A 14,807-nucleotide genomic window follows, 5' to 3' on the forward strand; every position below is an offset into this window, starting at 1 on the left:
GCATGTCTGGTAAAGGGCTCAAACGTAGGATAGTGTTTGCGAATAAACAACTTAGCCTTATGACTGATTAATTGAGTACTGCCAACTTTGTCAGTACTCAATTAATAGAATAACTTAGGTTATTAGAAAAACCCTAAAGGACTGGTGCTATAGCTCACCAAGAGGTTCTTGGTTTGTTGGTAATGATCCAGCGCCTTTTTATGAGTTTCTCTGCCAATGCCTGATTTTTTATAACCACCAAATGCCGCGTGCGCAGGATACATATGATAACAGTTAGTCCAGACGCGACCCGCTTCGATTTGGCGACCAAATTGATATGCGCGATTCATATCTCTAGTCCACACCCCAGCTCCTAAACCAAATTCAGAGCTATTCGCCAATTCCAACGCCTCCGCTTCGTCTTTAAAAGTGCATAAAGAGATCACCGGACCAAATATTTCTTCTTGGAATACCCGCATTTGGTTATGCCCTTTTAACAGCGTCGGCTGAATATAAAAGCCTTTATGATAACCCTCGCCAAGCTCTGCGACTTCGCCACCGATTAACACTTCAGCCCCTTCCTTTTTGCCAATATCAATATAGCTAAGGATTTTATCAAATTGAGCTTGTGAGGCTTGTGCACCAACCATGGTCTCTGTATCAAGCGGATTGCCGCGTTTAATCGCCTTGGTGCGTTCGATGACTTTGGCTATAAAGTCATCGTATATATCTTCTTGCACGAGCAATCGCGATGGACAAGTACATACTTCTCCTTGGTTAAAGTAGGCCAGCACCGCGCCTTCAATACACTTGCTTAGGTAATCATCGTCAGCTTGCATCACATCACTAAAGTAGATATTAGGCGACTTACCCCCTAGCTCCACCGTTGAGGGAATGATATTTTCAGCGGCACATTTTAGGATGTGAGAACCCACAGGAGTCGAGCCTGTAAACGCAATTTTTGCGATACGTGTACTCGTAGCAAGCGCTTCGCCTGCCTCTTTCCCAAAACCATTCACAACATTAACCACGCCATTTGGTAATAAATCAGCGATAAGTTCCATCAACAACAAAATAGATGCAGGCGTTTGCTCCGCAGGTTTTAGCACTACGCAGTTTCCAGCTGCGAGAGCGGGTGCCAGTTTCCAAGCGGCCATAAGTAATGGGAAGTTCCATGGGATGATCTGCCCCACAACGCCCAGAGGTTCATGAAAATGATAGGCCACGGTTGACTCATCAATTTCACCAATGGCTCCTTCTTGAGCACGAATACAACCTGCAAAATAGCGGAAGTGATCAGCAGCAAGGGGAACATCCGCGGCTAGCGTTTCACGTACAGCTTTACCATTATCCCATGTTTCGGCTACCGCTAGGTATTCAAGGTTTGCTTCCATTCGGTCTGCGATTTTGAGTAATATATTGCTTCGTTCAGTGACCGAAGTTTTACCCCACGCCGCCTTTGCGGCATGGGCAGCGTCAAGTGCCAGTTCAATGTCTGCATTATTTGAGCGCGGGATCTGACAGAACACTTCGCCATTAACAGGACTAATATTGTCGAAGTACTGGCCGTTAACGGGTGGCGTCCACTCACCGCCAATAAAGTTTTGATATTGAGACTTAAAGCTGACGACTGCACCTTCAGTATTTGGGTTTGCGTATATCATTTTTACCTCTGCAACTTGTGTTATTTATTTGGGCTTCATTCGTCCCAGTTTTGTTTTTACTAATATTTGACATTAGCCAAATTCACCTTTAAAAACTTAACTTAGGGTCTCGGAATGTATACGCACAGTCCAAAAGTAACCGAGAAGGAGTGCATTGTTTGCAAATCTCTAAACATCGCAGTCGTGTCGAACGCTTAGTTGAAAACAAAATAAGTTTTGCCGCCAATCACGTAGAGCTGAGCGTCTATGACACTTACGAAAGTACCAATAGAGTCAAACTCGCCTCTAATGAAGTGTTGTTTTGTGCAATGATCACGGGCAAAAAAGTGATGCATGTAGAGAGTTGTGACTATCATCAGCCCTTTTTACCTCATCAAAGCTTCGTATTGGCACCAGAACAAACCGTATTTATAGACTTTCCCGACGCCAGCTTATCCGCTCCCACCACCTGTTTAGCAATTGAGATCAGTCGAGAGAAAATTAATACCGTGAGTGAGAAGTTAGCGCTTTCGCTTCCTAGTGATTTTAATTATCAAAAGCAGCTGGTTCACACCGAGCATAACTGGCAAACCCAGCACTGCTTGGGGCGATTGCTCCATCTGTTCAGTGAGAATGAGGCTGAGCGGGGGTACTTTATCGATTTGGCAATGGACGAACTAATTGCAAGACTACTACAGCAACAAAGCCGAGATCTGCTGTTAGGCGCAGTAAAACAAACGCCTGATCAAAACGGTTTGTATCAAGCGGTGCATTATTTGGAGACTCATTTAGACGAGCCATTAGATGTAGAGAAACTTTGTAAACTTAGCTGCATGAGTAGAAGCCGCTTTTTCAATCAATTTAAAAAGTCATTTGCGACGACGCCACAGCAGTGGCTCCAAGCACGAAGACTAGCTGAAGCAAAGGCAAAACTAAAAGCAGGAATTCAGATCACCACAATTAGTTTTGCACTCGGCTTTAAACATCCAAGTCAGTTCAGTCGAGCGTTTAAACAAGCCTTTAATATCACGCCAAAGGACTATCAACTTCAGGCACTAAAAGCCGATAAAAACGACTGGTTACTCCGTTAGTCCAGCCAAAACCCTGTTGCACCACGTATTCTCCGCCACTTGCCTGTTTATCCGGTTCAACCACATTATACTTCTCAAGCAAACAGCCGATTTGCTCAAAGCCGGTTTCAACAGCATAAAGCCATGCTTGCATAATCTTATTCGCGAGTTGATTTTGACCATATGCCCTTAAACCTGACACCGCAAACCACTGCAGTGGTGCCCAGCCATTAGGACTGTCCCACTGCTGTGAAGTAGTGACTAAGGTACTAACCAATCCACCTTGCTGCAAAAACTCTGCCTCGAGTTTTTTGCCAATATGCTCTGCCTGCTCGGGTGTAACCAGCTCAGCAAACATAGGCACAACGCCCGCTAGAGATTCAACTGTGGTACGCGCATAATCATTAAGATCCACATCGAAAAACCAGCCTTTTTTATCACACCAACAATATTTCTGTATCAGTGCACTGCGATTTGACGCTAAATTGGCATAGTACTGAGCTTGCGTTAGCTCGTTTAATTTCTCAAAACACCGCGCGATTTGCGACTCAAGCAATACCAGCAGTGCATTTAAATCCACAGGGATAATGTCCGTCGTACGAATGCTCGCTAAATCGTCAGCGTTTGCTAACCAGCGGCTACTAAAGTCCCACCCCGACTCACAAGCCGCACGAATGTGCTGATAAAACGTTTCGCTGTCCGTAACCGCTGCGGCTAATTCTATATCCTCAATAAAAGACTCTGGTCGCGGTGCTGCAAGCGGATCCCAGTAGCGATTCAGTTTGCCCCCACACGGCATGATTACGACTCGGTACTGCGCTTTTTTATCCGTGCAACTCAAACCCTCTCCGGTCTGCCAAAACTGATGTTCTTTCAGTAATGCCTGAGTAACTCGCGATAACCACTGCTCATCGTGGGATTTTTCCTGCCACAGCAAATCAACCATTAATGCGGTTACAGGCGGCTGGGAGCGGCTTTGGTAATAATCTCGATTACCGTTAGGTACATGTCCAATACGATCAATAAGACTCACAAAGTTATCTAACATTCCCTCAACGAGATCGCTTCTGTTCGCATCCAAAAGCCCAAGTGCCGTAAAGTAGCTATCCCAGTAATAAATCTCATTAAAACGTCCACCCGGTACTACATACGGATGAGGTAAAGGTAGCAAGGAGCCTTTAGCAACGGTACTCGGCTTTCTAGATAAACGCGACCACAGCGCACTGATATACTGCTGCGCACTAGTAAAGTCAGGTAAGGCATCTAGCTCTTTGTTGGCAACAAAGTCAAAATGCGCATGCACAAATCTAAGTAACGCCTCTCCCGTCGGCTTTTGCATCACATACTGGTTTTCTATCTCTGCGAGCGGAATTTTTGCGATGGCATCTGCAAAAACTTTACTGTCTGAAAACAGGCCAGCGCTTTGCACCGCCTTGAAAATCTCTGTGGAATAAAAGTTTGATTGGTACTGCATGTAAAACCTCAGCTCACCTTTTGTTGATTTGGCGTGTGAGCATGATTTGATTGGCTAGACTCACTCATCGATTTAAAAAAATATAAACATACAGCAATCACCAGCATGGGAATAAGTGCCCCATAAAACGCTTGTTGACCGCCAAAATGTTGAAATACTAAACCTGTGATCATTGAACCCGTGCTACCACCCAGCGCTGAAAATACAACGATTAGCCCTGTCATCGAAGCGTGCTGTGTAGTGGGTAAACTACTTAGCATTACCGAATTAATCACTGGATAAATAGGCGCCATAAAAAGACCGATCAGCGGCATGAGAAAAGCCACGAGGGGTGCGTCAAATAACGAAGAAATAAGCGTTTTCTCAATACCCTCAGTCATAGGTAAGGTTAAAATCACTAACCCTGCCATAGCGGCAAGACAAACATTTAACACCACATACCAATGTACTTTGGTTAACACAATGCCAGCACCTAGCCGACCGAGTGCTAAGCAGGCAGCAAAAACACTGGTAATTTGCACGCTAATGTTCACCGGTAATGACAGGATCTCATTATTAAAAGTAGGCAGCCAAGTGCCTATACTCTGCTCTATCAATACGTATAAAAATGCGGAAATCACAAATACCAGCACAAGCGGCTTAGCAACAAGCTTTAGCATCGCCATAAATGCAGAGACACTAGACTCGGTGGCTTGCGTTGGCTCTGGCTTTGCAATTGGGGAGATCCAAACGATAAATGCAGTAAAAGCACTCAGAACAGCTAACACGAAATAGACGTTTAACCAGCCAAGAGAGTTATCGCCGTTGTCAATAAACGCCGCAAAAATCCAATAACCGCCGAGGACCCCCAACATAAACACGCCTTCAATGAAATTAAGCAGGCTTGAATGCTGGTTGCTCCCTTCAGTAACTTGACCAACCAGCGCATAAACCGACACTTTAACCACCGCAAATGCCGCCCCTACAGAAGCAAATACTAATTTAAGAATCCAAAACTCAGCGACCATAGGAGTGATACTACAAATTAATGCTACGCCCGCGAGCACTGCAGTCAGAGCGATCTTAAACCCAACCCTGGGGATAACCGACGCAACCAGAAATGAAACGATGGCGATAGGAAGATCTTTAAATGCCTCTAAGGTGGCGGCCTGGGCTTTTGTAATACCAAAACTATGAATGGACTGCAAAATGACCGTCCCTACACTATTAAGCAAAATAGCGAATAGGAAGTAACTAACGGCCATGGCAAGTATGATACGTGCTCGGTTCATTGTTATTCTCGTTAAAACACTGTGATTTCTTTTTAGTCTAGACAGACTTTTTCTTTTTTGCAATCGTTTGCATTTTAAATCATAACGAGGCTTTATAAGCTAATGATTATTATAACAATTGCAAAGGTTTAACTGGATTGTCTGATAACCAATGAGGATGGAACCTCTTGAGAAGTAGTTTTTTCACCACTTAGCTGAGAGAGTAGCTTCTCCACCAATAACTGCGCCGCCGCACTAGTGTCTTGTTTAATCGTCGTAAGTGCTGGAAAGCTAATTTGTGCCATCGCAATATCGTCAAAGCCAACAATTCGAACGTCATTGGGCACGCTGACATAACGCTCTTTTAGGGCTTTTAGTACCCCAAGTGCAACCATATCACTACAAGCAAATATCCCATCAAAGGTTAATCCTTGCGCACGCAACAAAGCGTTTATACTCGCGTAGGCTGCTTCTGAGGTAATATCGATTTTAACCATTTGCGCTTCTACTTGAGCTTCTTCTACCGCATGGCAAAACCCCCGATAGCGCTCACCAAGTTCAGCATGACCTGGGTCGCCCATAAACAGAAGTTTAGACGCACCCTTGGCTATTAAGTGCTTCGTTGCGCTAATACCACCAATAAAATTATCACTACCAACGATAGGGTAATTTGCAGAAGTTTTAGGGTCGCCCCACACCACGATTGGCGTTCCTGCTTTTGCGGCCCGCTCGATTCGTGCTTGCTCTTTGCCTTGCCCTACGACGATAACTCCATCAGCTCGGCGCCCGGAAATAAAGTAGCCATGCCAGTCCTCCCCCGCCATATATGAATTGGAGAGCAGTAACTCGTAACCTTTTCGATTCACTGCACGATTTATATCGCTCACTACCTTAAGTAAAAATGGGTCGTCAACGGATTGTTTGGTTTCAGCTTCGAGATTAATAATAACAGCGATGACTTTGGTTTTTTGCATCCGTAAGCGACTAGCCGCTGCGTTGATACTAAAGTGATGCTCTTTTGCAAGCGCCTGAATACGCTCTCGAGTTTCCTTTTTTATCAGTGGGTTATCATTGAGTGCACGGGAAGCTGTGGAGGTAGAGACTCCAGCTAACCTTGCTAGATCAGATAGCTTTAATTGTGTAGTTCCCATCGCAAACCTCTTAATAAACGCACTCAATAGCACTGCTATTCTTACAATTTTTTGATAATTAGACCATAACTAATTGAATCCCTTAATCTAACTGAGCAGAAAAGAACACCAATCAAGCTATATTTGTAATGCCTTACATCATTTTATGACAAAATTTTAAACAACATTATTGCAAACGTTTGCATTAAGATCTATTTTAAAGAGTAGACAGTCGTTAAATACCAGTTTATGACAACAACAAGAGGGCTTTAGCCGTGATAAAAACGAACTCCTTAAGCTTGATCGCTGCTGCTATAACGCTTGCGTTAAGCACATCAGCTCAGGCTGAGCAAACACCGAAAGATAATAAAGAGAAAGTAGAAACCATCATTGTGTCAGGTACACCAGGTGGCGCAGGGATCAGAAAAATTGATGCAAGCTTTGCTGTAACTAATATCGATGCCGTGCAAATTGATAAGCTCGCTCCCAAAAGCACAGCTGACTTACTGAAAGCGGTACCAGGGATCTGGGTTGAAAGTTCAGGTGGAGAATCCGGCGCTAACGTTTTTGTTCGTGGTTTTCCAGGTGGTGGTGATGCGCCATTCTTAACTGTTAGTTTGCAAGGCAGTCCAATCTATCCTGCACCAACACTCTCATTTTTAGAAAACACGTCGATTTTCAGGCTCGATGAAACCATCAGCATGATGGAAGGCCTGCGTGGTGGACCAAATCCAGTGGTATCTAATGGTCAGCCGGGCTTAACGACGAACTTTCAACTTAAACGTGGCCAAGCCGATACCGAAGGCACATTTAAATATACCACCACAGACTATGGCCTAAATCGTATTGACGGCGTGTTAAGTGGTGAGATCTCCGATGACCTTTATTATATGGTTGGCGGCTATATCAAACGCTCTTCTGGGATCCGTGATGCGGGATTTACTTCAGAAAAGGGTCATCAATTTACCATTAACCTAACTAAAGAGTTTGCTAATGGTGAATTTAATCTTTATACCCGTCAAACTGATGACACTGGCGCATGGTACCTACCAACTCCCCTTAATGTTGAAGGTGTAGATGCCGGTTTTACTCAACTAGGCACAAACAATCGCAAAGCAACTATTTATTTTGGTGAACACAACACCACGATGAATGTAGATATAGGGGATGGTCGTGGCTGGAAGGGTCACGTGTCAGGCGGTAGTTTGAAAGTAAATTTCGACAATGGTTGGCAACTAAACGACCGCTTTAGTTTAACGCAAGGAGATGCTAATACAATAGGCCTAGTGCCTGCTGGCAGCGCAATGCTTTTAAGTGATGTAGCGGACAATGGCGAAACAGCTACTGGCAGTGTCACTGGTAATGAGTATGCTGGTGATACAATGGTGCAGCAGTATGGTCGCTGGGTTGTATTAAAAGATATCGAAGCTTTCACCAATGACTTAGCTCTAAGCAAAACCTTTGGTGATTGGTCAAGTGCCTTTGGTATTTATACTGCAACTACCTCTGCAAAAGACTGGTGGAGCTTAGGTAATACCGCCTACCACGTTTTAGAACAAGGTGGCGAGGTGTTAGATGGTATCGCGTGTAATAGCGATGTTGCGGGCTGCGCCTTCAACTACGACATTAACAGTTCTGGTGATGCGACAACGTGGGCCATCTACACCACCCAAAGTTACCAAGCAACGGAAGCCCTTAAGTTAGATTTAGGCTTACGTAGCGAGCAGCACGAGGTTGAGTATTCAGTCGACGAAGGTTTAGATGGAGCTATCACCAAAGCGGTTGACTATGATGAGCGCAAGACTTCATGGACCTTAGGCGCTGACTATAGTTTGAGCTTAGATTCAGGTGTTTTTGTGCGTATGAACAAAGGCTACAAAATGCCTTATTTCGACGACTTCAGAGACAACTATAGCACCTATGAATCGGGCGAGTCGCTGATTAAAGAAGTCACACAAGCAGAGCTTGGCTATAAATATATGGGTGAAACTGGCGACCTGTTTGTTACTTTATTTACCAATGAAGTGAAAGGCGACACGTTTGTAAGGCGCCCAGGCGTACCTGCAGAAATTCTCACCAATGAAGCAACCGGTGTAGAACTTGATTACAGCTATAACCATGAATCGGGTTTATCGATAAACTTGAATGCTACTTGGCAAGACACTGAAATTACTGAAAGCCCAACAAATGAGGGAAATAAAGCACAGCGCCAACCTGATTGGATGCTGCGCGTTACACCAAGCTACGACTTTGAAGTATCGGGTATGTACGCCACCTTATATGGCACACTCTCAGCCGTAGACGACCGTTTTGGCGATAACGAAAATACCGTCGTGTTAGAGGGCTATGAAAAGCTCGATGTTGGTCTCATTGTAGAGCCTACTGAAGGCGTAAAGCTACAACTAGCGGTAGATAACCTTACTGACAAGCAAGGGATCACCGAAGGGGATCCACGTAACCCAGATTCACCTAACGGCCGATATATCATGCCAAGGAGTGTAAAGTTTAGCGTTGCGTATACGTTCTAGCTGCTGTAACTAAGTATTCGACATAGCGCTACCTTTTTGTACTATTATTAACGTGGTAGCGCTTGCAGATAATTTCAAATTATCCGTTGGCTGTTTTCAAGTACCTTCGAAATGTACTCTCGCCCCGACATCACCAATACGTGAAACATCAGTCCATATTGAATTAGCTCCTCATACTATCCCTGTTATCTACTGTGGCAAATGCAAGAATAACACATTCAGGAATCCCTATTATCGAATTTAAAACTTCCTTCTTTACGAAAACTAAACGATGAGCGATATTATTGCACCAAATGTTAATACAATGAAATTAAAAATAAAAAAATGTACGGCTGTTTATTTTTTGTATCCAAACCATTGACTTTTTGAATTATCAGTTATACCTTGGAGCTGCCTCACAATTATTATGAAGCACTTAATTTTATTATAAGGAAATTTACTATGTTTAATAAAAATACATTATTCGCTGCGTTATCTTGCTTTTCAATTTTTTCACAAGCTAATGCGAGCGAGATTGATAATAGCTCGGTAAATATAGATAACACTCCAGTTAAGATATATCACTTCTTTAATAGTGGCGTACATCCATTTAATCATACAACTTACCAAACTTGGGGCTCCAATGGTTTATATTGCCGAATTCAGGGTGGCAGCTATAATAGAAGCGTACCAAAATCAGGTAAAGAAATCTTTAATGTCGCATACGGTAGACAAATGTGGGTGTTAACTTGCCATGGTTCTATGGGCGATCAAGCTAGAAGCGTTAACTGGACTAACCTTGCAGGCCGCTTTGTCAACGCAGAGGGTGATGTAAAGGCTCCAAGCATTTCAATTGATGAGATTGAGAATAGATATAATGTAGACTTATCTGAATTAAATTTAGACCACGGTCATTTTGATATTGAATTCGGTGATTTGGATGCTAACTCATTCGATGATATTGTCATCGTTGATAAGTATAGCAAAAAGCTCTACATCTATACATCTGATGATAATGGGTTATTAAAATTATCGTATCATCAAGATTCTATTTCCTCTATAGAGAACATCAACAGTATAGATCTTTATAACGGAAAAGTGATAAAAGCCAGCACCAAGTAAATTTAAGGAATATTATTTATTATTAAATAATAAATAATATTATATAAAATAATTTAAGACTCGAAGCCCAGTTGCTTTCGGGTCTTATTGCTATTTAAAAGTAAAAATAAAGATTAATTTGATTGGGGTTTAATAGGACCTGACTTCTAAGTAACAAAAAATAAGCGACCAACTTTCATCTTTGAGGTTAACTAATTTAAACTTTGATGATTGTGCCAAGAGAAACTGCCACTAACTTCTCTTCGTTTCCGCTTTTCGCATACACCTTACATTCGCATGTCGCCTGACGTTTACCCGAATACAAAACAGTTGACTTCGCAATTAGCTTATCGCCAATAGCAGGCCTAACATAGTTCACTTTATATTCTGAGGTAACACAGCTGCCCAGCACGGATGCGCCAGCAAACGTAATACAATTATCAGCTAGATAGCTAACCACGCCGCCATGTGCAAAACCATAGTTTTGTTTAAGATCATCCCGAATAGCTAGGCTTAACTCAGCAGCGCCAACCTCAAACTCCTCCAACTCAGCGCCCAACAACAAACTAAAAGACTGCTGTGCTAGGATCTCCTTTCCTTCCTCTAACATAGTATTGCTCAACTTCTTCTCCTTAGTAATATTTGCGCTCAAATAGACTCTACATCGCGAATGGTGTTCACGTTTATAGGTAAACGAGTGACAGCGATATGATTAGCTCAACACGAATAAAAGCTGGACTAGAGATATTATCTACAATTAGATTCCCATAGATTAATCACAATGTAAACAAGCAGTTATATCCATTACTTTGTGTATGCTGAATGAGATTGAAATGTTTCAACATAATTTAGGACGAGACATTTAAAACAAAAAAGCCGCGTAGTAAGAAACTAAGCGGCTTTTTCTATATTCAAACTAGGGCTGGATTAATCTAACCAGAACTCTTTTTTGAACTTAATACCAAACTCACTGCGGTCATTGCTGCGCATGACACCAACAAAGCCACTTTGCTGTAGACGACCTACATCGTACACTTCGTTAAGCACGTTTTCACCGTATAACGTTACTTCCATATCGCCTTCAGCGTTGGTGTATGAAATGTTAAAGCCTAACAATTCGCGAGAATCGATATGCTCACTTGCACGTGTTACAGACTGACCTTGCATGTCTGAGCGGTACGAGTAGCTTGCGTTAACTGCAATCGTTGCACCATGCTCTAAGTCATGGAAGTAAGATGGTGCCACCATCACAGTCCATCTTGGCGTAAGTGCTGGCGCATCGCCTTTACCAATACCAATAACACCTTCATCAACATGGGTAATTTCAGAGTCTAGGTAACCGATTGAGCTGCGTACTGAGAAATCATCAGTAATTGCGACTGTCGTTTCAAGTTCAATACCTTGTGCTTTCGACTCACCCGCATTTTCCACGATAGTGACGAAACCACCGCCAGCTGTCGGGTCGTTGAAAGGTAACGCCAGATCGGTGTAATCCGTTACAAATGCAGCAACCATCATAGATACGTTTTCATGCACTTGGCCTTTGAAACCAATTTCGTAGTTAATCGCTTTAGTTTCATCAAACGCAGCGAATTGATCTGGGCCACCAAATGGGCGAGGTGGGAAGCCGCCACTTTGGTATCCTTTTTGGACCTGTGCGTAGACATTGATGTCACGAGTTAGCTGGTATGACGCATTCACATCCCACGTCACTTCGTCAAAGTCTGCGCTAACGTATTTACGAGCATCAAAGCTTGGGAATAGCGCGTTTGCCTCTTTTTTGTCTTCAGAGTAACGTAAACCACCACCAATGCTGAGTAAATCAGTCACGTCAAAGCTTGCATTGATATATGCCGCATAGGCATCGGTTTCTTGGTTGATGTCAAAGTAACCGTAGCCGCCAAAAGAAGCCGTCTGACCATCATTCAATAATCCATTTGGCGTGTTCCATGGGCTAAATACAAACGGACCAGAGCTGGTAAAGCCATCTTCGTTAAAGTAATAAAGACCCGATACAAAATCCCAAGAGTCATAAGTACCATTTAGCTGTAGTTCAAATGAGTACTGATCTGCACCGCCCTCTTCTGGGAATTCTGAGAGATTAAGTGCTACCGCATCGTCATCTAGGCCGCCGGTATATTCAGAGCTACGCTTACTTGCGATAAATTTAACAGAGTAAACATCACTTGCTTGCCAATCGGCAGTCACGGAGCCGCCCCAACCAGAATAATCAGTGCTTTCAATGCCAGCAACCGTTGTTGCCAAATCATCAGGATTGTTTGGCAGCATAGACTCATCTAGCAATGGGAAGTCACCATTGAAAGGATCATTTGAGTCAAGCGGATCTGTTAATTCGATAGTATACGGCGATTGACCAGACTCGTTCTCAACGCCGTCAAATGCAGCGGTGACAACTAAATCATTCGTCGCTTGCCATCTAAGTGCTAAGCGACCACTAAACTCTTGTTCTTCGCCGATTTCTTTTTCAGGATTTGCTAAGTTAATTGCTTTGCCTACACCATCGCGCTCTTTATAAGAAGCACTTGCAGAAAAGCTTAGTGTGTCTGTTAAAGTTTGACTTGTATATAGATCAGTCGCTAAACGACCGCGAGAACCTATTTTAGCTTCAACGCGTGCAACTTCTTCAGCGCCAGGTTGTTTAGTGATTACATTTACTGCACCACCTAATGTGTTACGACCGTACAGTGTACCTTGTGGACCACGTAGTACTTCTACGCGTTCAACATTTGGCAATGAAAGGTTAGAACCCATCTGACGGCCAAGATATACACCATCAACGTACACACCAACACCAGGGTCTGTTGTGATCACATGGTCTTGCAGACCAATACCGCGGATAAATACAGAAGCATGTGCAGCGTTACCTACACCATAGCGAGTAATATTTAAGTTTGGAACGAACTTACCAATATCGTCTAGATTGCTGATATTGGCTTTATCAATATCACTAGCACCGATAGAAGTAATTGCGGTAGGCGTTTCGAACAAGCTTTCTGTACGTTTACGAGCAGTCACTTCTATTTTTTCAAAAACTTGTTTTTCTTGCTCTACATTAGCTTGTTCAGCCAATGCTGTACTAGGAAGGGCTACTGCTGCTAACACTGCAGCTGAAATCGCAGATAAACCAAGGCGAGGTAAAACTGTAATCATATAATCTCCAAAGGAATCACCGTGTGTGTACTAGTCGCGAGAGGTCACAAACTAGAGAAGCAACAAGCTCAGTGTTATTACTTCTAGCCCTGTAATCCGTCAAATCTAAATAGACTGAACGCTACAAATTTTGGGCATAAAAAAAGATGCACTAGGCGCATCTCTTTCCTCTGGAAGGGTATTATAGTTAAAACCGACACAAATTGAAATAATTATTTAATAAAAATTAATATTTAGGTTTTTGTAGCTACTTTAAACACAATTAAAGGAAAATAAACCTCAAAAAAATCCTTATACAACAAACAATTATACTATATAACTGAACTATAAGCTTTATTTTGTTACTAAAGTGATACATCACTAGAATGCCAAATTATTGCCTTGACCTTGCCTTTAGTAGAACAATTGGCTGACCTTGCGAAGTCTAAAATAAGCAGTAAAAGGCGAACTTTACCTTGGTCAAAAAATACTTCTACTCGTTTTTGAGCCAGAACTTTCATTGCAAGTTATCGGTGGGTAAACCACCTCCGACCACGCTGCTCATTGCTGATGTGGTGGTAGGAGCGAGTTTACCTCGCGATCTTTAATAAGGCCCCGGCTCGCTACGAAGTAAGATGTTCTACTTTCACATGGGAAGCCCAACAGCTCGGCGGGTAAACCACCTCCGACCACGCTGCTCAGTGCTGATGTGGTGGTAGGTGCACATTTACTTAGGTTTAGAAAAGCTCGTGATGTTACGAAGTGATGCTTTTATTCTTTTTTGCCAAGCCCAACAGCTCGGTGGGTAAACCACCTCCGACCACGCCGCTCAGTGCTGATGCTGTGGTGGGAGCGAGTTTACCTCGCGATGTGTTGATTTTGCGAGGTTTTCTAAAATCCCAAACAGCAAAAAACCCGTCACATCTCTGCAACGGGTTTGACGTACATGGAGGTACTAATGTCGATTAGAATCATGGATGAATGCTGTTAATCGACCTTTAATAAGGCCCTGGCTCGCTACGAACTAGGATGTTTTACTCTCTTTGTTTGGGGAGCCCAACAGCTCGGTGGGTAAACCACCTCCGACCACGCTGGTCAGTGCTGATGCTGTGGTAGGAGCGAGTTTACCTCGCTAGGTTTTATATCTCAAATCTCTATGCCCCAAACAGCAAAAAAACCGTCGCATTGCTGCAACGGGTTCTTTAATAAGGCCCTGACGATGTTCTACTTTCACATGGGAAGCCCACACTATCATTGACCGGGGCCGACCCTTCGGCTGTTTTGTTTCACTTCTGAGTTTGGGTGACAAGAAACCGAAGCAACGCTTCGCAGTTCGGGGAAATGAGCGCATGGATACGTGAAGGGGAGATACTCATGGAAGTACTTTACTTCAAACGCAAAAAAGCCCGACTCTCTCGAATCGGGCTTTCTCTAATAAGGCCCTGACGATGTTCTACTTTCACATGGGAAGCCCACACTATCATCGACGCTGTTTTGTTTCAC

The 14,807-nt window shown here is 43.2% G+C and carries 9 protein-coding genes; 3 read left to right on the plus strand and 6 right to left on the minus strand.

Annotated features, from left to right (window positions below):
- Positions 1-122: 122 nt before the first annotated feature.
- Entirely contained in the window at positions 123-1,643 is a 1,521-nt protein-coding gene (locus tag DRB05_RS01575; RefSeq protein ID WP_128725372.1) for an aldehyde dehydrogenase family protein, read from the minus strand.
- A 158-nt stretch (positions 1,644-1,801) separates the two neighbouring features.
- Between DRB05_RS01575 and DRB05_RS01580 the strand changes: the two genes are divergently transcribed.
- Positions 1,802-2,713, plus strand: a complete 912-nt coding sequence (locus tag DRB05_RS01580; protein WP_128725373.1) for an AraC family transcriptional regulator — start codon at positions 1,802-1,804, stop codon at positions 2,711-2,713.
- On the opposite strand, the gene DRB05_RS01585 is transcribed toward DRB05_RS01580, so the two are convergent.
- The 3 genes from DRB05_RS01585 to DRB05_RS01595 all read right to left on the minus strand — a co-directional run bounded on the left by DRB05_RS01585 (position 2,649) and on the right by DRB05_RS01595 (position 6,567).
- Positions 2,649-4,166: a trehalase family glycosidase gene (locus tag DRB05_RS01585; RefSeq protein ID WP_128725374.1), complete on the minus strand. Its 1,518-nt coding sequence runs from the start codon at positions 4,164-4,166 to the stop codon at positions 2,649-2,651. The genes DRB05_RS01580 and DRB05_RS01585 overlap by 65 nt on opposite strands.
- Positions 4,167-4,174: 8 nt before the next feature.
- Complete coding sequence (locus tag DRB05_RS01590; protein WP_128725375.1) at positions 4,175-5,437, minus strand: MFS transporter; 1,263 nt, start codon at positions 5,435-5,437, stop codon at positions 4,175-4,177.
- Positions 5,438-5,565: 128 nt separating this feature from the next.
- Positions 5,566-6,567 carry a LacI family DNA-binding transcriptional regulator gene (locus DRB05_RS01595; protein WP_128725376.1) on the minus strand — a complete coding sequence of 334 codons (1,002 nt, stop codon included), beginning with the start codon at positions 6,565-6,567 and terminating at the stop codon, positions 5,566-5,568.
- Between the two features lie 254 nt (positions 6,568-6,821).
- Between DRB05_RS01595 and DRB05_RS01600 the strand changes: the two genes are divergently transcribed.
- The gene (locus DRB05_RS01600) at positions 6,822-9,074 is read left to right on the plus strand and encodes a TonB-dependent receptor (RefSeq protein WP_128725377.1); all 2,253 of its coding nucleotides are present in this window, start codon (positions 6,822-6,824) and stop codon (positions 9,072-9,074) included.
- Between the two features lie 441 nt (positions 9,075-9,515).
- A complete protein-coding gene (locus tag DRB05_RS01605; RefSeq protein WP_128725378.1) occupies positions 9,516-10,175 on the plus strand; it encodes a hypothetical protein in 660 nt (219 codons plus the stop codon).
- A 196-nt stretch (positions 10,176-10,371) separates the two neighbouring features.
- Here the strand turns inward: DRB05_RS01605 and DRB05_RS01610 are convergent, their stop codons facing one another.
- Both DRB05_RS01610 and DRB05_RS01615 read right to left on the minus strand, forming a co-directional pair.
- Positions 10,372-10,776 carry a PaaI family thioesterase gene (locus DRB05_RS01610; protein WP_240036186.1) on the minus strand — a complete coding sequence of 135 codons (405 nt, stop codon included), beginning with the start codon at positions 10,774-10,776 and terminating at the stop codon, positions 10,372-10,374.
- Between the two features lie 305 nt (positions 10,777-11,081).
- On the minus strand, positions 11,082-13,325 hold the full coding sequence (locus DRB05_RS01615; protein ID WP_128725379.1) for a TonB-dependent receptor: 2,244 nt from the start codon (positions 13,323-13,325) through the stop codon (positions 11,082-11,084).
- Positions 13,326-14,807 lie beyond the last annotated feature (1,482 nt).

Origin of the sequence: Pseudoalteromonas sp. A757 (assembly GCF_004103285.1) — a bacterium.
Lineage (GTDB): Bacteria > Pseudomonadota > Gammaproteobacteria > Enterobacterales > Alteromonadaceae > Pseudoalteromonas > Pseudoalteromonas galatheae.

Bases quoted from the DNA above. Each gene is read 5' to 3' on its own strand.
- DRB05_RS01575 (WP_128725372.1), bottom strand. From the start codon at position 1,643: ATGATATACGCAAACCCAAATACTGAAGGTGCAGTCGTCAGCTTTAAG.
- DRB05_RS01585 (WP_128725374.1), bottom strand. From the start codon at position 4,166: ATGCAGTACCAATCAAACTTTTATTCCACAGAGATTTTCAAGGCGGTG.
- DRB05_RS01590 (WP_128725375.1), bottom strand. From the start codon at position 5,437: ATGAACCGAGCACGTATCATACTTGCCATGGCCGTTAGTTACTTCCTA.
- DRB05_RS01595 (WP_128725376.1), bottom strand. From the start codon at position 6,567: ATGGGAACTACACAATTAAAGCTATCTGATCTAGCAAGGTTAGCTGGA.
- DRB05_RS01605 (WP_128725378.1), top strand. From the start codon at position 9,516: ATGTTTAATAAAAATACATTATTCGCTGCGTTATCTTGCTTTTCAATT.
- DRB05_RS01615 (WP_128725379.1), bottom strand. From the start codon at position 13,325: ATGATTACAGTTTTACCTCGCCTTGGTTTATCTGCGATTTCAGCTGCA.